Origin of the sequence: Aliivibrio finisterrensis (assembly GCF_008933155.1) — a bacterium.
Lineage (GTDB): Bacteria > Pseudomonadota > Gammaproteobacteria > Enterobacterales > Vibrionaceae > Aliivibrio > Aliivibrio finisterrensis.
Map to the genome: position 1 here is coordinate 1 of NZ_WBVP01000006.1, position 25,405 is coordinate 25,405.

20 protein-coding genes and 2 pseudogenes are annotated in these 25,405 nt (G+C 38.2%); 10 read left to right on the forward strand and 12 right to left on the reverse strand.

The window, feature by feature from the left end:
* The 7 genes from F8B77_RS07160 to F8B77_RS07190 all read left to right on the forward strand — a co-directional run.
* Positions 1-680, forward strand: a 680-nt coding sequence (locus F8B77_RS07160; RefSeq protein ID WP_208846107.1) for a YadA C-terminal domain-containing protein, incomplete at its 5' end; no start/stop codon positions are given.
* Positions 681-795: 115 nt separating this feature from the next.
* Positions 796-1,047 (forward strand): hypothetical protein, encoded by a 252-nt coding sequence (locus F8B77_RS07165; protein WP_151654783.1) that lies wholly within the window; start codon positions 796-798, stop codon positions 1,045-1,047.
* Positions 1,048-1,540: 493 nt separating this feature from the next.
* Positions 1,541-2,395, forward strand: coding sequence for an MIP/aquaporin family protein (locus tag F8B77_RS07170; RefSeq protein WP_151654784.1), 855 nt, complete (start codon positions 1,541-1,543; stop codon positions 2,393-2,395).
* Between the two features lie 71 nt (positions 2,396-2,466).
* Positions 2,467-3,981, forward strand: coding sequence for a glycerol kinase GlpK (gene glpK / locus F8B77_RS07175; protein ID WP_151654785.1), 1,515 nt, complete (start codon positions 2,467-2,469; stop codon positions 3,979-3,981).
* 189 nt (positions 3,982-4,170) lie between these two features.
* Complete coding sequence (locus F8B77_RS07180; protein WP_065593347.1) at positions 4,171-4,938, forward strand: DeoR/GlpR family transcriptional regulator; 768 nt, start codon at positions 4,171-4,173, stop codon at positions 4,936-4,938.
* A gap of 181 nt (positions 4,939-5,119) precedes the next feature.
* Positions 5,120-6,667, forward strand: coding sequence for a glycerol-3-phosphate dehydrogenase (glpD, locus tag F8B77_RS07185; protein ID WP_151654786.1), 1,548 nt, complete (start codon positions 5,120-5,122; stop codon positions 6,665-6,667).
* A gap of 124 nt (positions 6,668-6,791) precedes the next feature.
* On the forward strand, positions 6,792-7,880 hold the full coding sequence (locus tag F8B77_RS07190) for a linear amide C-N hydrolase (RefSeq protein ID WP_151654787.1): 1,089 nt from the start codon (positions 6,792-6,794) through the stop codon (positions 7,878-7,880).
* Positions 7,881-7,921: 41 nt separating this feature from the next.
* Here F8B77_RS07190 and F8B77_RS07195 read toward each other — a convergent pair whose 3' ends face one another.
* The 4 genes from F8B77_RS07195 to glpA all read right to left on the reverse strand — a co-directional run bounded on the left by F8B77_RS07195 (position 7,922) and on the right by glpA (position 14,162).
* On the reverse strand, positions 7,922-9,607 hold the full coding sequence (locus tag F8B77_RS07195) for a GGDEF domain-containing protein (protein ID WP_151654788.1): 1,686 nt from the start codon (positions 9,605-9,607) through the stop codon (positions 7,922-7,924).
* 225 nt (positions 9,608-9,832) lie between these two features.
* Positions 9,833-11,104, reverse strand: a complete 1,272-nt coding sequence (gene glpC, locus F8B77_RS07200) for an anaerobic glycerol-3-phosphate dehydrogenase subunit GlpC (RefSeq protein WP_151654789.1) — start codon at positions 11,102-11,104, stop codon at positions 9,833-9,835.
* Complete coding sequence (gene glpB, locus F8B77_RS07205; protein WP_151654790.1) at positions 11,101-12,468, reverse strand: glycerol-3-phosphate dehydrogenase subunit GlpB; 1,368 nt, start codon at positions 12,466-12,468, stop codon at positions 11,101-11,103. Before glpB ends, glpC begins: the two co-directional genes overlap by 4 nt.
* A complete protein-coding gene (gene glpA / locus F8B77_RS07210) occupies positions 12,465-14,162 on the reverse strand; it encodes an anaerobic glycerol-3-phosphate dehydrogenase subunit A (protein WP_151654791.1) in 1,698 nt (565 codons plus the stop codon). The genes glpB and glpA overlap by 4 nt, the downstream gene beginning before the upstream one ends.
* Positions 14,163-14,380: 218 nt before the next feature.
* Between glpA and F8B77_RS07215 the strand changes: the two are divergent.
* Positions 14,381-14,848, forward strand: a pseudogene (locus tag F8B77_RS07215) (molybdopterin-dependent oxidoreductase); the annotation flags it as partial.
* A 243-nt stretch (positions 14,849-15,091) separates the two neighbouring features.
* Here F8B77_RS07215 and pepT read toward each other — a convergent pair.
* Together pepT and F8B77_RS07225 are read right to left on the reverse strand one after the other, a co-directional pair.
* Positions 15,092-16,321 carry a peptidase T gene (gene pepT / locus F8B77_RS07220; RefSeq protein WP_151654792.1) on the reverse strand — a complete coding sequence of 410 codons (1,230 nt, stop codon included), beginning with the start codon at positions 16,319-16,321 and terminating at the stop codon, positions 15,092-15,094.
* Positions 16,322-16,447: 126 nt separating this feature from the next.
* Positions 16,448-16,828 carry a helix-turn-helix domain-containing protein gene (locus F8B77_RS07225; protein ID WP_151654793.1) on the reverse strand — a complete coding sequence of 127 codons (381 nt, stop codon included), beginning with the start codon at positions 16,826-16,828 and terminating at the stop codon, positions 16,448-16,450.
* A gap of 495 nt (positions 16,829-17,323) precedes the next feature.
* Between F8B77_RS07225 and F8B77_RS07230 the strand changes: the two genes are divergently transcribed.
* Positions 17,324-18,112: an AraC family transcriptional regulator gene (locus F8B77_RS07230; protein ID WP_151654794.1), complete on the forward strand. Its 789-nt coding sequence runs from the start codon at positions 17,324-17,326 to the stop codon at positions 18,110-18,112.
* Between the two features lie 203 nt (positions 18,113-18,315).
* On the opposite strand, the gene F8B77_RS07235 is transcribed toward F8B77_RS07230, so the two are convergent.
* The gene (locus F8B77_RS07235) at positions 18,316-18,879 is read right to left on the reverse strand and encodes an aldolase/citrate lyase/malate synthase family protein (protein ID WP_130045201.1); all 564 of its coding nucleotides are present in this window, start codon (positions 18,877-18,879) and stop codon (positions 18,316-18,318) included.
* A gap of 135 nt (positions 18,880-19,014) precedes the next feature.
* On the opposite strand from F8B77_RS07235, the gene F8B77_RS07240 reads away from it, so the two are divergent.
* The gene (locus F8B77_RS07240; RefSeq protein ID WP_130045200.1) at positions 19,015-20,529 is read left to right on the forward strand and encodes a DUF3612 domain-containing protein; all 1,515 of its coding nucleotides are present in this window, start codon (positions 19,015-19,017) and stop codon (positions 20,527-20,529) included.
* Positions 20,530-20,660: 131 nt separating this feature from the next.
* Here the strand turns inward: F8B77_RS07240 and F8B77_RS07245 are convergent.
* The 5 genes and pseudogenes from F8B77_RS07245 to F8B77_RS07265 all read right to left on the reverse strand — a co-directional run.
* A pseudogene (locus F8B77_RS07245) lies at positions 20,661-21,440 on the reverse strand (NAD-binding protein); the annotation flags it as partial.
* Between the two features lie 272 nt (positions 21,441-21,712).
* Complete coding sequence (locus F8B77_RS07250; protein WP_151654795.1) at positions 21,713-22,129, reverse strand: RNA-binding S4 domain-containing protein; 417 nt, start codon at positions 22,127-22,129, stop codon at positions 21,713-21,715.
* Between the two features lie 85 nt (positions 22,130-22,214).
* On the reverse strand, positions 22,215-23,387 hold the full coding sequence (locus F8B77_RS07255) for a YcbX family protein (RefSeq protein WP_151654796.1): 1,173 nt from the start codon (positions 23,385-23,387) through the stop codon (positions 22,215-22,217).
* Positions 23,388-23,454: 67 nt separating this feature from the next.
* The gene (locus tag F8B77_RS07260; protein WP_151654797.1) at positions 23,455-24,717 is read right to left on the reverse strand and encodes a sensor histidine kinase; all 1,263 of its coding nucleotides are present in this window, start codon (positions 24,715-24,717) and stop codon (positions 23,455-23,457) included.
* On the reverse strand, positions 24,692-25,357 hold the full coding sequence (locus F8B77_RS07265; RefSeq protein WP_130045194.1) for a response regulator transcription factor: 666 nt from the start codon (positions 25,355-25,357) through the stop codon (positions 24,692-24,694). Before F8B77_RS07265 ends, F8B77_RS07260 begins: the two co-directional genes overlap by 26 nt.
* Positions 25,358-25,405: the final 48 nt, after the last annotated feature.

The window sequence follows — 25,405 nt, forward strand, 5'->3', positions numbered from 1 at the left end:
CTTACCCAACGGTACCGCAAGAGACACCAGTTAGGATTCCGGCAGCCACCCCAACAGCTTACCCAACGGTACAGCAAGAAACATCAGTTAGGATTCCGACAGCCACCCCAATAGCTTACCCAACAGTACAGCAAGAGACACCTCCTTTGGCATCAAGCGAATCTTCACAATCAGAGGCTCAAATTCAGGATCATGAAGCAATTCAGCATAACTCCGAAGAATTGAATGCAGTCCAGGCGCAAAGTGATCGTAATACAAGCACATTGACGAGCTACAATCGCCTGCTTTCAGATGAGAATGCTAAAATTCATATTATTCAAAATAGATCAATCACCCAAGGAGGAGCTATCACCAAAAATTCGGATAACATCCAACAAAATACAGCTAACATCCAACAAAATACCAATGATATTAAAAGCTTAAGAGATGACTTTAAAAAAATGGGTAAACGTGTAGATGCTACTGCAGCGATGGGAATGGCAACGTCGTCATTATTTCAACCATATGGTGTTGGCAAAGTCAATGTGACTATGGGGCTAGGTAACTATAATGGAGCAAATGCGGTTGCCTTTGGCTCTGGTATACGTATTGATGAACATGTTGCTCTTCGTGCAAACGTGGCTTATGTAGATTCTACAAACGATACTGGCTTTGGTGTTGGTGCTTCTTATGAGTGGTAATAGTTAAAATAAATAATCTTATAAAATAGGGATTATAAAAATACGGACGCAATTTATAGTGATGAATTGTGTCTGTATCTTTAAACAACAGATCAAGTAATTCAAAGGAAAGGAAATGTTACCTACAAAAAAATCGTACTCTATTGCCTTAGTGCTTACGTTATGGTCTGGTCCAATTGGATTGGCCTATTCATCAATTGAATTATCAATAATTTTAACTATTTTCTCACTTGCTTTTCTACCTAAAATTATTGTTCTTGTATGTTGTTGGATCAGCTCAATGCTCTTAAGCTTCCGCTGTATTGATAAATACAATAATGAAATTGACAAGGAACTTTACATGATTGAATTTGATGCTAATTCATAATTACGGTTAAACAAGATTGAATGCTATGTAAAAATGCTCGTTTTAATCCGTTATGTATTAAATCGAGCATTTTTTGTAAATGAAAAAGTAGATAATAGTTTTACTGATTACTAACAATAGGTTGCTAAATAGAGTTCTATTGTTAATCGCTTAAAGCTTGGCTTAACTAGTATATATACTTATTTAGTCTTACTATTTTTATCATGCTAGTAGTAAATAAAGAATTCCGCTCACAATCTGGTTCGAACCTGTTCGTTTGCTTGTTTTATGCTCTAGATCTTCTTTTTGATATTCTAACACGCATTTTTTGTGCTCGAACGCTCTTTTTTGTATTTTCTGGTGTTTAAATTATTAATAAAAGGAGTACATTTCTCGCTGCTTAACGTGAATGCGATATACCTACTAAATAATAATTGAACCGTTTGTCTTATGTAGTAAACCTGCAACGCAGTGTTTGATGAAATGAGTTCATAACGAAACAAAGGAATGAATAATGGCGAATAATAAACAACACACACTTTTTGGCGAATGCCTTGCTGAGTTTATAGGAACGGGGTTATTGATCTTTTTTGGTGTCGGCTGTGTTGCGGCTTTAGTATTAACTGGTGCAGAGTTTGGTCAATGGGAAGTCAGTATTATATGGGGCTTTGGTGTTTCCATTGCCATTTATTGTACAGCAGGGGTTTCGGGAGCGCATATTAACCCCGCTGTGACGATTGCTCTTGCGGCTTTTCATGGCTTCAATAAAGCGAAAGTTGTCCCATACATTATTGCTCAATTGCTTGGGGCTTTCTGCTCGGCGGCATTGGTTTATGCTTTATATAGCAACTTGTTTGCAGATTATGAAATTGCGAACGGTTTTTTACGAAGCAGTGAAGCGGCATTATCAACGGCTGGTATCTTTTCAACCTATCCAAACCCTTCTTTATCGATGCTAGGCGCATTTGCGGTTGAGTTTGTTATTACTGCAGTTCTTATGTTCGGAATTCTAGCTTTAGGTGATGAGCATAATGGCGCTTCTCGTGGTGCAATGAATCCACTGCTTATTGGTATTCTGATTGCAGTTATTGGTGGTTCTCTTGGTCCTCTAACTGGTTTTGCAATGAACCCTGCTCGTGATTTTGGACCAAAACTGTTTGCTTACTTAGCTGGTTGGGATTATGCCCTAACAGGAGCCAAAGAAATTCCATACTTTATCGTTCCAATTCTAGCGCCAATTGCAGGTGCATGTTTCGGTGGCTGGGCTTATCCAAAAATGATTGGTGCCTACCTACCAACAGCAGGCCAAGGTTGTACAATTCCGAATCAATGTGAATCAGAAGAAGAAACAAAAACAGCTGAAGCATAATAAAAAATAGTTACTAACAAATATAGCCCTACGAGCTAATACACTACAACTAATACTAAAAGGATTCCATCATGACTGAGCAAAAATACATTGTTGCACTTGACCAAGGAACTACTAGCTCTCGTGCCGTCATTCTTGACCACGATGCGAATATTGTCAGTGTTTCTCAGCGTGAATTTACCCAGATTTATCCTCAAGCAGGCTGGGTTGAGCATGATCCATTAGAGATCTATGCAACACAAAGTTCGACTCTAGTTGAAACGTTAGCAAAAGCGGGTATTCGCAGTGATCAAATTGCGGGTATTGGTATTACTAACCAACGTGAAACGACGATTGTTTGGAATAAAGAAACCGGTAAACCAGTTTACAACGCTATCGTTTGGCAGTGTCGTCGTACTGCAGATACGTGTGAAAAACTAAAAGAAGCAGGTCTAGAAGAGTACATTCGTGAAAATACAGGTTTAGTTGTTGACCCATACTTCTCAGGTACAAAAATTAAGTGGATTCTTGATAATGTTGAAGGTGCTCGTGAAGACGCTGAAGCAGGTAAGCTGTTGTTTGGTACTGTCGATACCTGGCTTGTGTGGAAGATGACGCAAGGGCGTGTTCATGTGACTGATTACACCAATGCTTCTCGTACCATGGTGTTTAATATCAATACGCTTCAGTGGGATGAAAAACTACTGAAAGAGTTAGATATTCCACTGTCAATGATGCCAGAAGTGAAGTCGTCATCAGAAGTGTACGGTGAAACGAACATTGGTGGTAAGGGTGGTACTCGTATTCCTATCGCTGGTATTGCAGGGGATCAACAAGCGGCACTTTATGGTCAAATGTGTGTTGAACAAGGCCAAGCTAAGAATACCTACGGCACGGGTTGTTTCTTGTTAATGAATACAGGTAAAGAGAAAGTAACGTCTCGCAATGGCCTATTAACAACACTAGCATGTGGCCCACGTGGTGAAGCCTCTTACGCACTTGAAGGTGCGGTATTTATGGGCGGAGCATCAATTCAATGGCTACGTGATGAGATGAAATTACTGGCAGATGCAAAAGATTCAGAATACTTTGCAACTAAAGTCGATTCATCAAATGGTGTGTATGTGGTTCCTGCCTTTACGGGGCTTGGAGCACCATATTGGGACGCGTATGCGCGCGGTACGATTGTTGGCTTAACGCGTGGCTGTGGTTCTAACCATATTATTCGAGCAACACTAGAAAGTATTGCTTACCAAACTCGTGATGTAATTGATGCCATGCAAGCGGATTCAGGTATTAAGTTATCAGCACTTCGAGTTGATGGTGGGGCAGTTGCGAATAACTTCTTAATGCAGTTCCAATCAGACGTACTGGATGTTGCCGTTCACCGCCCACAAGTAACAGAAGTAACGGCGTTAGGTGCTGCTTATCTTGCTGGCTTAGCGGTTGGTTTCTGGGGTAGTCTTGATGAGTTAGCAGATAAAGCCGTCATTGATCGTTCGTTTGAACCTCATCATGATGAAGAGAAGCGTAACCAGCGTTACCGTGGTTGGAAACGCGCAGTAAAATGTGCACAGTCGTGGGCTGAGATGCATGACGAAGAGTAATTAATCTAATTTGATGATTAAATAAACTAAAGGAGCGCATTTAATGTGCTCCTTTTTCTTTTCCGAACTTTGTTTGATATATATCACGCATATTTTCATCAAAAATTTCATTCCTTATATTTTCTTTAGTACACTGATTTAAGTTGAAAAATATAAGTCATTGATTGATCGAAATTAGGGGAGTAATTCGTGAAGCAATTATCAAGACACCAAGAAATCGTAAACCTTGTGCAACAACATGGATATGTCAGCACTGAAGATTTAGTGGAGCAATTCAAAGTTAGCCCACAAACCATTCGCCGTGACTTAAATGAATTGGCTGATGAAAATAAAATACGTCGTCATCATGGTGGAGCTACTATTCCATTAAGCTCGGTAAATACGGCATATACAACGCGTAAAGTGATGCAGTTAAACGAGAAAGATACGATTGCAGAAGCACTTGCGAAACATATCCCAGATGGTGCTACGCTATTTATTGATATTGGTACAACACCAGAATCAGTAGCAAAAGCACTAGTGAAAAACCATAAAGATTTACGAGTAGTAACTAATAACATCAATGTCGCTATGATCTTAATGGCGAACCCTGATTTTAAAGTTATCCTTGCCGGTGGTGAAGTTCGTAACCGAGATGGTGGCATTGTTGGCGAAGCTACGTTAGATTTCATTAAACAGTTCCGCTTAGATTTTGGCATATTGGGGATCAGTGGTATTGATTATGATGGTTCGTTATTGGATTTCGATTATCATGAAGTTCGAGTGAAAAAAGCCATTATTGAAAATAGTCGCAGCGTATATCTTGCGGTTGACCATACTAAATTTGGACGTAATGCGATGGTGAATTTGGGTAGTATTACTGAGCTGCAAATGATCATTACGGATCAAGAGCCACCAGAAGAGATCGTGGCAATTTTAAAAGATAATGAAATCCCTTATGAAGTCATTTCTAAGTAACTCTCATTGTTCATAAATAAAAAATCCTTGTCCTTGATTAAGATCAGGGATTTTTTGTATCTGTATCACAGTAAATGTTCGAAATCGAAAATAAAAAGTGACTCAAAACGAAAGTTAAGATACCGTCTACTTATCGTAATTAATGTTCGTTCGCTCATTGTGAGCATTTGAGGTCACTACTATGAATAATGAAAACCAAACACACACAACCTGCGCTGTTTTAGATTTAATTGTAGTTGGTGGTGGTATTAATGGGGCCGGTGTTGCTGCTGATGCCGCTGGTCGAGGCCTAACTGTTGGCTTATATGAAGCATCTGACTTTGCTTCAGCAACATCATCAGCAAGCTCAAAATTAATTCACGGTGGTTTACGCTACTTAGAACATTATGAGTTTCGTTTAGTGTCTGAAGCGCTTGCCGAGCGTGAAGTGTTATTGGCTAAAGCCCCACATATTGCAAAACCAATGCGTTTTCGTTTACCTCATCGCCCATTTTTACGTCCTGCATGGATGATCCGTGCTGGATTGTTCCTTTATGATAATTTAGGCAAACGAACCACACTTCCTGCAAGTCACTCTGTGAATCTTTCTGCATCGGGTTTACTAAAGCCTGAAATGGCCAAAGGTTTCGAATATTCAGATTGTTGGGTTGATGATGCTCGTTTAGTTATTTTAAATGCGATAGCTGCGGAGAAAAACGGCGCAGAAGTAAAGAATTATTGCCGTGTTGAAAAAGCCACTCGTGTGGATGACATTTGGCATGTCACTATTTTTGATGAGCAAACACATACGCGTTTTGAGCGTAAAGCAAAAGCATTGGTTAATGCTGCAGGTCCATGGGTTAAACAATTTTTTGATGATAGCTTAGAAGAAGAATCACCTCGTAATATTCGTTTGGTGAAAGGCTCGCATATTGTGGTTCCTAGAATACATAATGAAGAGCTGGCGTATATCCTACAAAATAAAGATAACCGAATTGTATTTGTCATTCCTTACATGGAAGATTTTTCAATCATAGGTACTACGGATGTTGAATATAAAGGTGATCCGAGAAAAGTAGAAATATCAGAAGATGAAGTAAATTATTTAATTGATGTAGTAAATCAGCATTTTGTTGATCAACTTCAGCGTGATGATGTTGTGTGGACTTACAGCGGTGTACGACCATTATGTGATGACGAATCAGATTCACCTCAAGCGATTACTCGTGATTACACTCTAGAGTTAGAGCAAGAGTTGGATCAAGCACCATTATTGTCTATTTTTGGTGGAAAGCTAACGACTTATAGAAAGTTGGGTGAAACAGCAATGAAGATTTTAAACCCATATTTTTCTAAAATGGGAAAACCATGGACAAGAAATGTGGCGTTACCCGGTGGCGATTTTGATTATCCTCGATCGCAATTAGTAAGTAATATTTGCAGCCAATATCCATGGTTATCAGAGAAAACAGCCACTCGTTATGTGAACCAGTTTGGCACATTAGTTTGGACGTTATTAGAAAATGTAACTTCAGAAGCAGATATGGGCCGAGTATTTTCTGAAGGTGTGTACCAAGCCGAAATAGATTACTTAATAACACATGAGTTTTCTCAAAAAGTAGAAGATGTGCTATGGCGTCGAACTAAGTTAGGATTGTATTTAACTCAAGACCAGCAAGATGCAGTAGCTCAATATATGAACGAGAAATTAGGAGTAAAGAAGGGAGTTAGACTTGCGCAAGTGAGTTAATGTTAAATTTAAATCTTTTGATTAAGCCTGAAGTATGCTTCAGGATTTTTTTGTTTTTATAGAAATACTTGGATTTATCATCTATAAGAGTACTATCTTAAGGTCATATTAATGGGATCGTAAAATGAAAATTAAACTTCTTTCAGTACTTATTGCGTCTTGTGTCGCGTATTCAGCGAGTGCCTGTACGGGTATTTCTCTTTCAACGGTTAATCATGATTACATTCAGGCTCGAACGATTGAGTGGGGTCAAAATGATCTGAACAGTAAATTAATTGTATCTCCTCGTGATTATTCATACGTATCTACCATGCCAGATCAAAAGCAGGGATTAAAGTGGGATTCTAAGTATGGATTTGTTGGTATCTCGGTCAGCGATGATCGTTTTATTGCTGATGGTGTTAATGAGGAAGGATTAACGGCAGGCCTATTTTATTTTAAAAATTATGGGTCGTTAGAGAAATACAACCCAAATGATACTAAGACAACGATTACAGATATGGACTTTAACCGTTGGATGTTATCGCAGTTTAAAACAGTAGCTGAAGTCGAACAAGCGATTAAGCACATAAAGATAGTACCTGTCTATATTGATGCTAAAGGAGTGCCATCACCAACAGCACATTGGCGTGTAGCCGATAAGAAAGGTAATAATATTGTTATTGAAATCATGAATAATGGTGAAGTAAATATCCATAAAAATGTGGCTAAAGTGCTGACAAATGCTCCTGATTATCAATGGCAAGTAACTAATTTAAACAATTATATCCATTTAACTCCAGGTGCAAGCCTAGGACAAAAGATCAACGATGTAGATGCTTTCTCTTTTGGCGTTGGTTCTAGCTTTTTCGGGTTGCCGGGTGATATTACGCCACCCTCAAGATTTGTGCGTGCTGCCTTTTATGTAAATTCAACGCCTGTAATGAAGGAAGGAGCCGATGCGGTATCTCAGGCATTTCATATTTTAAATAATTTTGATATTCCGATTGGAAGCGAGTTTAATGATAAAGCACATATTCCTGATTTACCAAGTGCGACGCAATGGACTTCAGTCGTAGACCAAACAAATGGATTATTATTTTATAAAACCATGCGTGATAGTACGATAAAAAAAGTGGATTTAAATAAGATCAACTTTACTGGAAAAGTAGAAGAAAAACGGTTGTTAGATTCAGGAACATTCCATGTTCAAGATGTGACTCCAGACATATAGATATGACTCTTTAATCAAGCCTCGTTAATGAGGCTTGATTATTAGGACATTTCCTTGCGTTTTCTTTTATTTATGTACATCAGCTTATCAGCCATCTCTAAGGCGAGTTGAATATCCATATCTAATGGAGCCACGCCAAAAGAGTAGGATAAGTTGATCTCTTTCTGTTGAAAGTGACGCTCAATATTAGTGCGTATTTCTTGCATTTTCACTTCAATATTTTCAATTGAATGAGAATTAAAACACAGTACAAATTCATCTCCACCAAACCGAATAAGAAGATCTTCTTTTCTTAGATTCTGGTTAATGAAAAGTGCGGTTTCTTTCAGTTGCTGATCACCAAATTGATGCCCGTATTGATCATTAATATTCTTAAACCCATCTAAATCAATAAATACCATGGTGTTATAGACGTTTACATCAATATGATTAAGTTTAGCTTTAGTAAAGCATCCTGTTAATGGGTCAATCGGCGATTGTACATCTTGTTTATTTTCATAAACAAATATCATGACAAAGGTTTTATCAAAATACTTTATTTTTTGGCGATAAGTATGGAAATGCGTTGTTGTTGAATCGACCTCTACTGTCTCATTCGACATTAATATATCAGACTCATTGTTGAGCAACTGTTGATCAAGTTGCAGACAAGTTTGATAGTCTGGGAATCGTTCTAATACATCAGATACAGCCATTCCAACTAAATCACAACCAAGATAATCAGTGTGCTTTTTATTATTGTATATTGCTACACCATTTTCATCTCTTAGAATAAAAAGACAATTACAGTGCTTCATTAGATTGGTTGTAAATTGAATCGAAGGACTTTTTATGCCATCGAGTAATTCTTGATATTTTGTATTAAGTGCCTGCAAGTTGAAATTGTTGTAGTCAATACCTAATAAATTAAATGGGTCCTGTGGTTTTAGGGCTTCTAAAGCTTGATTTAATTGGGCATTGTCTTTTGCTACATTGATATTATAAATGAAGCGATCAATTGGTGGCATTGAGTCATTTAGTTGATTATCAATAATAGGAGCATGCGATTTAAGTTTTTGATTTAATTCAGATAGCGAAATAGGATAAGACAGATAATCTCCTTGAGATATTACTGACCCTAAAGATTGAATTAAATTTAATTGATTAACGTTTTCAATTCCCTTAATAATGACGTTATTACCTAAAAATTTATTTAACTTTTGGCACAACGAGCGTAAGAAACAAAATGATAAGTAGTCATCTTCAATTTGGCTAATTAGTGACCGGTCGATCTTTATATAGTCAAAGTTAAGGCTTAATAATGGATCTGAATTTTTACATTCTGTGCCGTAGTCATCAAGCGTAAAAAACAGGTTGAGTTTTTTTAGCCGCTGCATATTTAAACGTATTTTTTCAAGATTCACGTTTTGATGCTTAAAGTTTAACTCAAACGAGAAGTTTTTATGATGTTTGAATACGGATTCACAATATTCAATAAAAGATTCAGACTCTAAATTGCTGACTGATATGTTGATTGAGATATGAACATTATCTTGATTATTTAGACTCAATTTATCGGAAATAATATGAGAAATTACTGCTTTATCAAACTCTTCTTTATTATTAATTGTTGAAATAAAGCTTAGAGGTAAGTCGTCAGAGCCCTTAACTCTTATTAATGCTTCATAAGACACAATGGAGCCTTCGAAGAAATTTGGTTGATAAATGAAGTAGATGTTCTCAAGCATTATTATAATTATATTCCAGATTTAAATTGTGGTTAATCTACCACGCTTAGCTGTTTAGTTACTATGTTAATAGGTATTGAAATCGCGATCTAAATCACATTTACAAAATGAATGTATTTGTGCTAATTATATGGAGTTCTGGTGTGGTTTTTAAGGGTTTGTTTGGTGCTGGATGTATCTAATACAACAGCCTGAACACTTATGAGTCAGGCTGTTGATGTTAATTTACACCAATGCTTCACACAATAAGGAAATAGGGTGAATAGTCGTCACATTGGTATTCTCTTCAATTTGCCATTTACAGGTTTCACAATCAGTAATTGCATAATCTGGTTTAGCCGCTTTTATTTGGTCAAAGATATTTTTACCAATAGCGATAGAGGTATCGTAATTATCTGTTTTAAAACCATAAGTGCCAGCTAAACCACAGCATTCACTGTCTAATACTTGCACTTCTAATCCTGGAATTGCACGTAACAATTCGATGGTGTAAATATTGCCGCCACTGCGTTCTAAATGACAAGGTGTATGGTAGACAATCTTCTTATTTAAGGGCTTCATTTTAGGCCCACGACCGTTCATGATCTCTTTTAATAAAAAGCGAGTAACGTATTCTATTTTCTTCGCTACCTTGCTGTTATCGACATCTAATACGTGTGGATATTCTTGCTGTAAGGTGAACGAACAGGTAGAGGAAGTCGATAAAATCGGAACATCTCTACGTTCAATCGCAGCTTCTAAATTAGCAACATTAAACTCGGCATTTGTCTGTGCTTTTTTATGGAAGCCATTAGCAATAAGAGGAACACCACAACATTTTTCTTTATCTAATAACTGCACGCCAATGTGCATGTTATTCATGACACGGATAAAGTCTTTCCCTAGTTGAGGGTGGTTATAGTTTACAAAGCATCCGTGAAAATAATGAACTTGTTGCTGGTAAATCGATTGATCTGATACTTCTTTTTTATACCAACGGCGGAACGTTCCGTGAGAATACTTAGGCAGTGATTTGTGATCATGGACACCAATGGTTTTGTGCATCACTTTTTTAACTAAGGGTACGCTTGTGACGGCGTTTACAATAGGGGCAACAGGTGTTGCGATTGAGCCAAATAGATCAGTATGACTTAGTACAAAATCACGGATCCCCTTCATGTTATAAGCCGGTTTTCCATGTTTACCACGCGCAACTGCAATCATGTCACCAATTTTAACCCCTGACGGGCAAGCGGTTTCACAGCGCTTGCAGTTGGTGCAGAGTTTTAAGGTTTCGTCATAATATTCTGGGCTTTTAAAGCGTAAACGCTCGCCATCAGGGCCGCATTGTTTTGGCCCAGGATAATCAGGGTTCTCTTTGGCTACTGGACAATACACAGTACATACGGTGCATTTTAAACACTGATCAAAACTCGTGTTTGCAGGTGCTCTGAAGATTAAGTTATCTTTTGCAAAACGATCTTTTAATAGATTTGAATTAAATAGTGGGCTGCTCATAATGCGACCTCTTGTTGTTTTGTTTTATTATTGGATAAACATTCAGGTTTTATCTGCTTGATTATGGATTCTGCAGCATGAAACCCAGAGCTAATTGCAACACCACTGCCGCTGCCTTCTAATACAGGGTTATAACCCGATAAGATCGCTCCGGCGCAATACAGATTATCAATAATATGACCTGATTTTATTGCTTGTAGTTGTGAGGTTGTTGTTACACCCATACTTAAAAATGGATGAGATTGAGGGCTAAAGAAGCTTGGATTATACCAACCAGTTCGAGTGTTACTTTGATTAAGATCTAAACCAAAAATAGGTTCTTCCATTGAACTTGCACTTGCTTTTAAACCTTGGCTAAAGAAGCTGCCGGTTGCTAGTACAAACTGCTTTGCTTGCAGTGGGAAGTCACCATGATTTTTAGTGAATATACGGTTTAATCTGTAGTGCGAATGCTCAGGATCTTCTCTATCAACATATGAAAATTCACCTTGAATAACGTGGTCCCCATTGAGTAGAGTTCCACCTTGTTCAATGAAAGCGTGCTTCATGGTTTCTTCTAATCGAATACCCAATAATGACGGTGGCATAGTTGGAATTTCACATAAGGTCAATTGAGTTAACGCTTCAATCTCCTTTAAAAGCCCCAAACCTTTGCCATTACCAAAAATAGCCGGAATTACGACAAGATCGCCGGGATTCGCGTGTTGCTGCAGTGCATGTGCAAATTCTTGTAGGTTCGCTCGTTTTGCTAATAATCGAGAAAGATCAATAGAGCGTAATTCACAGTGATTACGTTGAATGTCATTAAACGCAGACAAAGAGACGCTTGCTGTTGAAATTTCAACATCAGATAATTGAGTGATTTGCTTTAGGTTATCTTGCGCTAACTTTGGTTGAAAATCACGAAAGCCATCAATCGTCACCAATACTATTTTTTGCACTGTATTGCTTTCTAGTGCCATTGGGAATTGATGAACAAAAGGTTGCGATAACCACGTTGATTTCATTGTGCCTAGTGGCGTTAATCGATAATGATTACGTCCGTTTGTTTGAGAAGTTAGTGGAACACCAATACTAGATAGCGTCGCTTGGTACCAATCAATAGCACGGTTTACCGTTTCTTTTCCTAATGTGGCATAAGGGTGTTCAGGATAATGAGTCGAAAATCCATCAATTGCTGACATAGGGTCGATAACATGCGTGCCGTCAGGTGTTTTTGCTAATACATCAATAGAGCCTGATGAGAAGTGTAGGGCACTTTGACCAGAGGCAATCACTGCTGTTTTTAACCCAGCTTCTAAGCAGCGAAGAGCACAGCTTAATCCTGCCATGCCGCCGCCAATGATAATGGTATCGAAATTCATAATGTTGCCTCTTGTTCTTTTTGTTGTTGAGACGTATCTGTTTGTTCTGACGTTATCGCTGTATCAGTACTGGTGTTCGCGGTTGGGATATCGCTTGCACCAAATAAGCCTTCATAAATCCAATAGCTAAATTCAGCCTCACGCAGAGCATCACCCCAGAAAACGGGCTTGATACCTTTCCAGCGTTCTTCTAAAAAGTGAGTCAATAATTGGCTTGATTGATTGCCAGAGATTTGGCCACACTCTTCAAATAGCCCAGCAGCGCGATACGTACATAACTCGCCTTGGCAAGGCCCCATACCTAAACGGGTACGACGACGTAGATCGACTAAGTTGTGCACATCTAATTGATTGATGGCATAGTTGATTTCACCTTGAGTTACCATTTCACATTCACAGATAACCGCTTGATCTTTGGCATTATCAGTCAAGAAACGTTGTGCTCGTTCACCATGGCGATAAACTGCACTTTGATAAACAGGTTTTGCTAGGCTTGCGGTTTTTTTCGCTGCGATAGAAGCACTGTTTGACCCCGGGAGTGGGCGGCTGTGTGTTGTGCATTGTTGGGTGTTATTCAATTTTTTAGCCACAAGATCGGTGGTCATTTCTGCCATTAAGCGCGATGTCATTAATTTACCGCCGGTAATGGTTGTTAATCCGTTCAATCCATCTTTTTCACTATGGTCAAGCAAGACAATTCCACGGCTTATATTACGGCCAGAACCATCATCATCTACCGCGACTAAAGGACGTACGCCAGCATAAGCACGAAGTACTCGAGTATTCGCCATAATCGGAGCAAGTTTCGCGCCTTCGCTTAACAGGATATCCACTTCTTTAGCGCTAACGTGTAAATCATCTATTTTGTCATAATCAATGTGCTCTGATGTGGTTCCTATCAATGAAATGGTGTCACCCGGAACTAAAATGTCGGCATCAGAAGGCTTACGGCAACGGTTTATTACTAAATTATTAATACGATAATCTAAGATCAGTAATGAGCCTTTAGCTGGAAACATCTTGATACTCAAATCAGCGTATTCACAAATATTTTGCCCCCAAATACCTGCGGCATTAATGACTTCTGATGCGAATATTTCAAATTTTTGATTGGTTCTAACATCAATACACTTAACCCCAAGAACCGTATCTTGGTGGCGAATAAGAGACGTAACATGAGTATGAGTGAGCAAACGCGCACCATTTTCTTTCGCATCAAGCACATTTGCCGCACATAAACGAAAAGGGTCAAGTGTTCCATCCGGCACTTGAACCGCACCAATTAGGTTAGGGTTGACGTTTGGTTCAAGTAGTAAGGCTTCCTTAGGAGTGAGTTGTTTTGCTTCAATACCAGCAATTTGGCATGATTCAATAAACTGCTTTTGAAAATCTAAGTCATCATCAGGAAGAGAGATAAACAGGCCTTGTGTATCTTCAACACAATGCTTTGCGATGTTTTTTAATATTTTATTCTCATGAATGCATTCTTTAGCTGATTCGTTATCCGTAACGGCATAGCGAGCCCCAGAGTGAAGTAAGCCATGATTTCGGCCTGTGGTTCCAGAAGCTAAATCGTCTTTTTCAATTAAAATGCAATCGATACCGCGCAGAGCACAGTCACGCATGATCCCCGTGCCTGTCGCACCACCTCCGATGATGATCACTGACGTTTCTAATCGAGACGTTTTATCCATAATTCACTCTCTTTTTACCACTTATGATGTATGGATCTATGATGATATTTATCTTCTACACTTTCTTTGATTTAGCACAACTATGTTCGTTCGCGCATTCGTGTTATTTTCGTTTTGGTATATAAGTCACATGAATTTCATTAAACGAAGGTGGGCTTAGGGGTTTAACGCGATGGTAAAGAGAATAATTTGCGCGTTTTCGAATTATAGATGGGTAGGTTTGCGATGCACCGTGCCATGAGCAAGTAAAAGGTTTATTCGTCATGGGTGAAAAACCTGTACTGAGTGATCCTGACCAAGCGCATGTAATTCACGGTTTAGAGACGTTAGATTTCTTAGTGGAACAAGATATCTTTATGGCAGAAACTGCGGCTTATGCTGATGTTATTCTGCCATCGTGTTCGTTTGCAGAAAAAGCGGGTCACTTTATCAATACTGAGCGTTTAGGTATCTCAAACAGTGAGATGGTTCGAGTATCAACACGTCGTGGTACGATTGAAGCTCCTACATTTGTGACTAAGCGTATGCAAGAAGGGGTGATATTTGTACCGTTTCACTTTGTAGAAGCGGCGGCGCATACATTGACCACAACAGCACTAGATCCTCATGCAAAGATCCCTGAGTTTAAAGTCGCAGGGGTGAAGGTTGAAAAGGTATTACAACCAGAGCCTGAAGTCTGCGTATAAATAATGTAATAACGTAAAATAAAATGCCCGATGATTTGAGGTAATCATCGGGCATTTTTTATTTGACTAGTAATACCAACCGTAGTAAATAACTGGTCATCCTAACTGGTTAAAATGCTCGATAACTACGTTGAAATTTTTGATTGTAGAATAACTACTTATCGAAAAATTTCGCCTTGTTCTCAAGCATTTTTCCTGAGCTATTTCTGAACACTTACTTATTGTGATTGGTATAAAATGTAATTATTTATTGTTGATAGCGTTTAACTCTGCAATTTTCACAATTACATCAACGGCTTGTTTCATGCCATTAATCGTAATGAATTCATGAATACCGTGGAAGTTATAACCACCCGTAAAGATATTAGGGCAAGGTAAACCCATAAAAGATAAACGAGCACCATCAGTCCCGCCTCGGATTGGTTTAATATCAGGTTGAATGTCGCATGCAGTCATTGCTTCTTTAGCTAGTTCAATCACGTGCGGGTGAGGTTCTACCATTTCACGCATATTGAAGTAGCTGTCGGTTAAGATTAATTCAACACGTCCCTTTTCTAGTTTTGTGTTTAGCTCATCTACTTTTTGCTGCATAAAGGCTTTACGAACAGCCATACCTTCACGGCTAAAGTCACGCACAATGTAGCCAAGTTCTGTTTTTGCTACGCCAGTTTCCATTGATTTTAGATGATAGAAACCTTCATAGCCTTCAGTGCCTTCTGGGGTTTCATCTGCTGGCATCATCATTTGAAATTGAGCCGCGATATTCATGGAGTTAACCATCTTACCTTTAGCTGTACCCGGGTGAACGTTTACACCGTGGCAAATAACATCTGCACTAGTAGCGTTAAAGTTTTCATATTCTAATTCACCCACAGGGCCACCATCGATAGTGTACGCCCACTTAGCATTGAATTTTTCAACATCAAATAGGTTTGCGCCACGGCCAATTTCTTCATCTGGAGTAAAGCCAATGCAGATATCCCCGTGTGGTATTTCTGGATTTGCTTTTAGTACAGCAATTGCTGTTAAAATTTCAGCAATGCCTGCTTTGTTATCGGCACCAAGTAGGGTCGTTCCGTCAGTCGTAATTAGATCATGACTGATAAGATTCTTAAGATCAGGAAATTGAGTTGGGTTCAGCTCTTCACCACTAGTGCCAAGCGCAATAATATTACCTTGATAGTTTTCAATAAGCTGTGGTTTTACATCTTCACCTGATGCATCAGGGGCTGTGTCCATATGTGCAATGAAACCAATCGCTGGCACATCGTAGTCGACGTTTGATGGTAAGCGAGCCATGACATAGCCATTGTCATCAAGAGAGACATCAGAAAGTTCAAGCTCAGTTAATTCAGCGATTAATTGCTTTGCTAAATTAAACTGCTTTTTTGTACTTGGGCATTGAGGTGCTGAAGGATTGGATTGCGTATCGATACTTACATAACGAAGAAAGCGTTCTACGAGATCTTTCATGATAGTCACTCTATATATTTGAAAAAAAGGCAAGAATGAGTATGGATCAAAAAAGAAGATGAATAATTGCGATGGGTCATAAAAAGTAAATTGGAGTAGCGCACATTTGCGCGCTACTCATACAGATTATTTGTTGTCTTTTGTTTTTAAAATAAAGCCGAATTGACTGATTAAGTTACTGATTGATTTAAACAGCATTGTACGTTCTGATTTAGAGTATTTTGATAGTTCTTGATGGAACTCGATCACATCAGACATCGTGACACCTAGCCAATCAGGGATGTTGTCGCTACCTGAAACAATCCAGCCAATCTCTTTTCTCAGAATAAAACTTAATGGAATCAATTTGGATATATGAGGGCTAGAAAGGCCACTTGTCCAGTTAATAACCGTTCTGGTTGACACATCGCATGCGGTAGCAATTTGAGTATTGGAAAGTCCTAGCTCTTTTTTTCTGACCTCGATCCGTCTAGAGATACTTTCCATAGAGGTGCTTTCATCTAACACAATAAACCTCGGAATTGTAAATTTAATAGAATGATAACAATTCAATATATAATTGAAGTTATATTTCCAACTATTTTAGATACAACTGAAATAAACTTCATTAGCTAACTTATAGAGTATAAGTTTTTATTTAATATTCGTTGAATTGTAGATAAACTTATTTAAGTGAGCAGATTTTTAGTAATAATCTGTTTGATGTTGCATGTTAAAATTAAATGTTACCTTGATGTAACTTATTAATTTTATTGATAAGTATCCAATGAGAAGGTATCGGATTGATTTTATGAGTGCATATTAATCATATTGCTCATTTAATGCAAATTGTTTGTTCAAAAAATAATTTAATGGCTTAATGTACGAATTCAATTGTTAATATATATATATTAAAATATAAAAAAATTAGAGGTTTACGTAGATTTATTTGTATTAAAATAACTTGTTCGCTGTAAATAACTATGATTAGATACGCTAACTCTAGTTAATTGAGGTTAAGGAATGGTAGGTCAACGACATATTCAAGCATCCGTTACTTTTGATACGTTGCCTTCAGATATTTATTTGTTGTTTGACGCTTTTCGCTCAAATACCGAAACTCGTGCTCATTCTCACTCATGGGGGCAATTACAAATCATCAGTGGGGGTATTTTAGAACTCAAAGCTGAAGGGCAGCGTTTTCTCGCTCCATCTCATTTTGCTATTTGGGTTCCAGCAGGAGTAAAACATCAAAGCTATAACCGAAAGCCTATTGCTTATTGTTCTGTAAATATTATCCCAGAATTAGCTAAAAAACTTCCTGAGCATACTTGTTTACTAGAAGTGAGTGTGTTAGTTGAGGCATTAATTGAAGAGCTACGAGAGCATAAAATCCAAAAGCCAGAAAATAAACAGCAAGATAGATTAATTAAGGTACTGTTTGACCAACTATTAATTGCTAAACAAAGTGAACGCTTTTTACCTACCTCTACGGATAAATTATTAAAACCAATTCTTGAAACGCTTGAAGCGAATCCCGCAGATGAAACATCGTTATCTGAGTGGGCTGCAAAAAATCATACGACAGAGAGAACGTTATCCCGGCATTGCCAAAGTGAGTTAGGGATGAGTTTTACGGAATGGAGATTAAGGATCCGGTACCTTTACTCTTTAGAGTTACTAAGAAAGAAAATGTCGATTAAAGAAGTCGCGTTTAGCTTAGGCTATAATCAAACTAGCCCGTTTATTACCATGTTTAAGCGTTATTCTGATTGCACACCAGAGCAATATAAACTGAAACATTCAATTTGAGGTGCGTTATCGCAGATCATTTTTTATCGCAAACTTTAAAGTGAAATAAACAATGATAATCATACTTAATAGAATGATTGCAGTGTAAGGTGAGTCGCTGATGTACGACGATAGACATCGTTAGCTTAATTAGCTATTGCACGTTTGTACCAGACACAAGAAAGGCCACTTAGTTGATGTGGCCTTTACTTTTTTTATTTTTATTAAATACTAAAACAGCAAGCTAGTTGATAATCATCCCCATTTTTTGCAGTGTATTCTTTATCTTCTCTATGTGCTTTATGATTTGATTTTTCATCACGCTTCAGTAGGCTAATCCAATGACGCATGGCTGCTAGACCAAAGTCTTGAGTAAAGGTCGTACAAGTTTCCATCTCAATATCTTCAATAGTTACCAATGTGTGTTTTCCCGGTTCATGATGACCAAAAATGATCTCTACATGGCTACCACTGTTGTCTTTTAAAAGAATTGTATCCGGTGATGAGCGATGGCCAGTAAAAGCAACAAATTTTCCTGGGTTACGTAACCCACTGCATCCACCATCTTTAAAGAAAACCACTAAGTGATGGTAATCCAACAGATAATTAGTTACGTCTTTGTGTGAGCCTTTAGTTAAAGGGAATAGTTGATCAAGTAGAGACTTAATTTGATTCTGCTTTTCTTCTCGTTTGCTGGTATCCATCGTTTCTACGGCATAGACAGCTTCAGCCATAAACGGAGTTTCTTGTTGTGCGTTATTCGTGTTGTTTATATTTGTGATAGCCATAGTCTTGCCCTCAATTTTCGTCCTGAAAGATAAGTAAGTCACACTGGTCAGAGTTGTTTGCTTACTTGTATTGAAGCTTAGCTTAATATCTACTACAATTTCACAACAAAAACTTAACAGTGTGAATTTTACAAGATGCGCCAGTCAAAAAGTATTATTAGACAAAGTCATTTTCTTGGAACAAAAATTCGAAATCTGAGAAAACGCAATCACTTAACGATGGAAGATCTCTCCACTCGCTGTATTCGAGTTGATCCTGAGAATTCACCATCGGTTTCTTATCTTTCAATGATAGAGAGAGGAAAGCGGGTTCCCAGCGCTGATATGTTGGAAGTTATCGCTACGGTATTTCAAAAAGAGTCATCGTGGTTCTTAGATAGCGAGCCAGAAGCACAAGCCATTACGCCAGATAAGGGACGTAGAGGTGGGATCAGCGGTATGGCACTTGAACCGAGTTTTTTATTCTCTAATGATATTCTTCAAATAGCGATCCCTGAAATGCTGAACCAAACAGGAGTGACTGGTCGTCAATTCGCACATCTTCTTATTAGAGCCCATCAAGAAAATAATCAAAATCACTTTCCTGATTTAGAACGAGCAGCAGAAGAGGTAGGGCAGAAACAATTACCATTAAGTGTCGAGCAGATGATGGACTTGGCGGCATTTCATGGATTAACTCTGAAATGGGTACAAGATACGCCAAAATCCGTTGTCGATGAGTTTGGTGTTAATGGCAAAGAACTACTGACTTCTTTTTTTGAACCACCTTGTACAGTCTATCTAAATGAAGTCTTAAAGCATCACCCGACACGATTGAAGTACGATTTAGCGGTCTACATTGGTCATTGTGTTTTACATAACAAAGAAGGTTTGAAGAGTTCTTTGTCTGTGGGTAGCCATCGAGTGTTTGATGATGAAATACACCACACAGATAGTTCATTAAACGCGCAAGATATTTTACATGCATGGCGCGATTTTGAGTCTAGCTTTTTTGCGGGCGCTTTATTGTGCCCAAGAGTTCCCTTTAGGCAGTTATTAGACCGTTATGGCTATGAGATTGATGCACATCGTTTAGCTGGGGTTTCTCCTTCTGTGGCGATGAGACGAATGACTGTGGTCTCTCCGTATCCTCATTGGCATTATTTTGATGCGTACGCACCAGGGAAATTGAAAGCGGTTTATCGTGGAAATGGTATTCCTTTACCTTGGGGAAATATGAAACAAGTAAATGATCCTTGTCATCACTGGGCTGTTTTTCGACGATTATCTGAGCCAAAAGAAGGGAGTTCGGCACAAATATCGATTCTTAATGTAAATAACGAACCTCGTATCTATTGTTGTGAATCGGTAAATATGACTGATCCTGCAGGTAATAATCGCGTGTTATGCGCTGGTATTGATTTGAATCCGGCAATTGAAGCTCAGGGAAAAGACGCGGTGTCATTAGCTCGTGATTTACAAAAAGCATGTGTAAAAAATGGTGGTGAGAGCCCTATAGCAAAAGGAATAAAAAGAGAGTTAATTAGTGTCGCTAAGATATTAAATATTAATTGGATTGAGCGTGGGTTAGAAACGGATGCGAGAGTAATTTGTTCTCGTGGTGCTGTTTGCCCAAGAAAACCAAGTTGTTACTCTGAATGTAAAGATTAGAACGTTTTTTTTAAAATAAAATGCCCTAGTCAGTAATGAGTAGGGCATTTTTATGTATAGATATTTGAGCTATTGATTCATACCAATGTAACTAAATAGATCAGATAATTAATGGAATTGGTATCATTTGATTATTCATCAAGATCATCAGCGTAGCCTTTGGGTGGTGGTGTCCATGCACGCTCTGATTGGTTGTGTTTATCAGAACGATCTTTACTCATGGCATGTTTAATTGTGCTTTCAAGTTCAATAAACAATTTACGATAGTTATTATCAAATCGCTCGCCTTCTGAATCATCTAACCATGCTTGATATAATTTATCAGAGCTTTGATTCTCGACCTTTTTGTACGCTATTTTTTGTTGTTCTACATGGAATGGGTGTTGACCTAATCCACGCATGGCTTCTGCACCCATTTCAAGTGCTGAACGGGTGGTTTCTGATTCAATGAAATCTGCACCAGCACAGCGAAGCATATAAGAATGGCCTCTATCGTAAGCACGAGCGAGTACTTTTACTTTTGGGTAAGTGTGCTTAACATACTTAACCAGTTCAACACTGTTTTCTTGGTTATCGATGGCAACCACCAACATTGCAGCATGTTCAATCCCTGCCGTATGCAGTAGATCAGGACGAGTGGCATCCCCAAAATAACTCTTAGTATTGATTTGACGTAATGAATCAACCTGATCGGCTTGATGGTCAAGCACAACGGTTTTTACATGGTTTGATACTAAAAAGCGATTGACTACTTGACCAAATCGACCGCCGCCAGCGATGATCACTGTGCCTTTTTCATCAATGCTATCCGACTCTCTATCATTCGATTTTTGCTCGAAACGAGGTAAGATCACTTTATCAAAAAGAATGAATAACCCCGGTGTAAAGAACATAGAAAGGGCTACAACTAAGTATATGTGTGGTTAGCTAAGCACTTACTACCAACCAGTAATGTTTTCATCGCTTGGCTAAGAAAGTAAAAAGCCATCCCATTTTATTATTCCTATTTAGAGTCAAGGTGTTATTAAGTTGAGAAAAGTATAGCTATTTCATATTTAATGATAATAGATTAAATAAATAATTACTTTTGCATATTTGTAATAATAAGGAGGAAGGATAAACTATTTGTAGTGGGCATAATAAATAAGCCCCTAAGAGTAAGGGGCTTATAATTGAAACTGGATTAGAAGAAGTTAATTGAACGACGTCCGCTTTCTGGATCAATCGTTGTTGGAATTTCTGATTTTTGCTTCTTCTTCTTTTCTTTTTTAGCTTTTTTAGGTTTAGGCTCTGTATATTCAGGTTCTATTGGAATAAATTGAGGTTTCTCTTCAATTTCTGGCAGCTCACCAACAGGAGTATCACAGATAACAACGTAATATTCCTCATTGAATTCAATAACATCGCCATCGTACATTTTACGACGTTTACGTTGTTCTAATTCGCCATTTACACCTACATAGCCTTCACTAATCATGTGCTTAGCTTCACCACCGCCATTCACAACATTAGCAATTTTTAATACTTTATAGAGTTCGATAGGTTGAACATTTACTTCAACGCCAATCGCTTCTACTTCAAATTCTTCTTGATCTGACATGAGGATCTCTTTAATTACGAATTGTGACTATTGTAACTGAGAGAAAGGCATCGTCCTAGCGCCTTTCTTTGCAATTAAGGTAAAATCAATCAACCACTTCAATGTCAGTTTTAGGGACGGAGCAACAAGCCAGTATCATTCCTGCATCTTTTAATCTTTGGTTAAGAGCAGGGGAATCTTCTTGCTCAACATCGCCTGATTCTAAAGTGACTCGACAAGCACCACATAAACCAGCACGACAACTATTATTAATGCTAAGCCCTGCTGCTTCCGCTTGGTTCAATAATGGGTCTTGTGTATTACCTTTAAACAGGTTTCCATTTAAGCTAATGGTAATTTCTTCTGATTTAGTGTCTTCTGTTACGTTGATTGGATCTACTGTGACTTGTTGAGTTGCAACAGTAGAGATTGAATCTGAATAGTATTCTTTCTCTTTGGTTTCTAATACTTCGATCTTATCTCCGACGTTAATCGTCCCTTCGTTTTTAGCAATGAGGTTTTGACCAAAATACACATTACCAGAATCATCAGCACGGAATGTTGAGAAGGTTTTTAATGGCTCTTTATTTGGGTGATACTGAGCCGTATTTGGATTTACTGTCGTTAAAATGCAGCGTTGGCAAGGTTTAACCACTTCAAACTCAACCTCCCCAATACGAATACGCTTCCAAGAATCTTCAATAAAAGCCTCATTACCTGAAACGACTAAGTTAGTACGAAATTGAGCCATAGTATGATGACTGCTACTGCGTTTATTTAGTTCAGTAAGAGAGGCTTCACTGATCACTAGCAATGGGTAACCGTCGGCAAAACTCACGTTGGTTTGAATTTTTTCACGCATACGATTGGATTGCTCGCCAGAAAATAGCAGTTGTGCTTCAGTGCCTAAAATAGAAGTGAACCACTGATTGGCTTCTTTTGTCGTGGAGTAAGCCGTAAAAGTATCACTCCAAACGGTTGTATCGATCTCTTTCATTTCTAATTCATTAAAGGTGAAATGTAGATCAATCAACCCTGGGTAACAAAGGATTAACCCATCAGGTTCAATAATGGCTTTAATTTTTACCATTTGTGGATGAGTGCGAGCGGTAATCATTTTTCCATCTAATGATGCAACCATGAATCGGCGATCGCATTGTAAGCCTTGCTTTTCAACTTGAGCAGTAGATAGCGAAATCCCTGCGATTGATTTTACAGGGAATACATTGATGTTTGATAAATTTGGCGTTGAATTAATTTGGCTCACGATAGCATCCATTCTTTGTTCAGTTATTTACGTAAAGTGTATCAAAGTCTATTTTATTTTACTGTCTATTATCTATTCATTATGACTCTGAAAGATCATATGAGCTAAAGGTGACGGTAGTAATGAAATCTTTCTCCGTTTTTTGTATATCAAATTCCCAAGTCATTCGTTCACAGATCCGCTCTACAATAACTAAGCCGCAGCCATAACCAGCATTGTAGGTGTCGTTACCATCATGGCAGTTGATAATACATAGTTTATTATTGTCTAGGCTTATCTGTATATCGCCTACACTGTAGCTGAAGGCGTTCTTTATTAAGTTATTAATCACAACCGTAATAAAGCTACTTGGAGCAAGACATGCTTCACCTTTAACTATGTTTAACTGAGCGCCCATTTCTTGTTTGGCAAATAGGGGTTCTAAATGGTTAAGTTGTGTCTGTAAGATCTCTTCCACTTGATAATGATGAAAATGATGCGCTTCTATTTCTTGTTTACCTAATAGCAAAAAGGTTTCAGTAAGCAGAGTCATCTCTTCACTTGCTTGATGTAATCGATTAATTGCTTTGAGTGCGACACGAGGTTGGTCTGGCACCTTTGCAAGTAAATCGGCAGATCCTTGAATGACCATGATAGGAGTGCGTAATTCATGAGAAGCAAAGCGGCTGAACTCTTTCTCACGAGTGAAAAACTGGGCAATATGATGCTTACTTTTTAATAAGGAACGTTCAATATCTTGGGTTTCTTGGTATTTAGTGTCAATAGTAAAGTCTGGGTGTTCTGGTGACATTAAATCTACTTTGTGCTGAATATGTCGTAAAGGTGTTGAAATACTACGAACAAAGTAAATCCCATATAAAACCATTAAAATAGTCGTAATAATGCCTAAACCAACAGTAATGTAATGCAAGTTGGCTTCATAGTCATCGAGATAATCATCGGCATCATCTTGAAAGAGAATATAGAGGAGCCCGTCACCTGATGGGTGGTCGATAACAATAAAGTGCTTATCTTCTGTTCCTAGCAGTTGCTCATATAACCCCGTTTTTTTGTAGTTATTAAGCCAAAGTGGATGTTCTCTTTCACTCCAATACGTAGAAAACTCTTCTTCATTAGGTAATGGGGTATCTTTACCTAATTGAGCGTATTTTCGAGTGTATTGGCTGGCTTCTGTATCTAACCAGTGGTGTAAACTAATGATTTCTAATTGATCTTCTGCAATATAAATAACTGCCCAGAAAAGCCCAAACATTAGAAAGGTTAGAATGGCAAATGTCCAACGGATTTTTTTAAAAAAGCTCGGCTGCTGCGAGTGATTATTTAAGTCGGTAACCTTTTCCATGAATGGTCTCTAGTCGTGGTGTATCAAAGCCTTTGTCTACGGCGTTTCGAATGGTATATAAATGACTTCTTAATGCATCACTTGACGGAGATTCCTCTCCCCAAACGTGCTCTACAAGTTCGTTTTTACTGACAATGTCAGGCGCTTTTTTCATTAATAATGCAATGATTTTTAGCTGAATTGGTGCCAATTTAATGAGTTTTCCTTGGCGATATAGAGTGCCTGCTTTGACGTCCATTTCCATATCTTCAAACGTCAATTTTCCAATATCAGTGCGTCGACCGCGATTAGATAAAGCAAGTAAACGCATATGCAACTCTTCCATTGCAAATGGTTTTACAAGGTAATCATCACCACCAACTTCAAAGGCGTGAATTTTATCTTCTAGGGTGTCTTTTGCGGTTAAGAAAAGAATAGGGGTACTGCAGGCGTGATCATTACGTAATGTTTCAACGGTGCTTATCCCATCTAGTTTTGGCATCATGATATCCATTACAATAACATCGAAGCTTTCTTTCTTTAATATTTCTATCGCAGCGACACCATGGTAAGCGCAATCAATATCGATACCGACCAGTTCTAGGTAGTCAGCGATTGTTTCTGCAACATGATGGTTATCTTCAACAATTAGTACTTTCATTTTTCTTCTTCACGAATCCTTCACACTTATCTCATTATAGTACTCCTA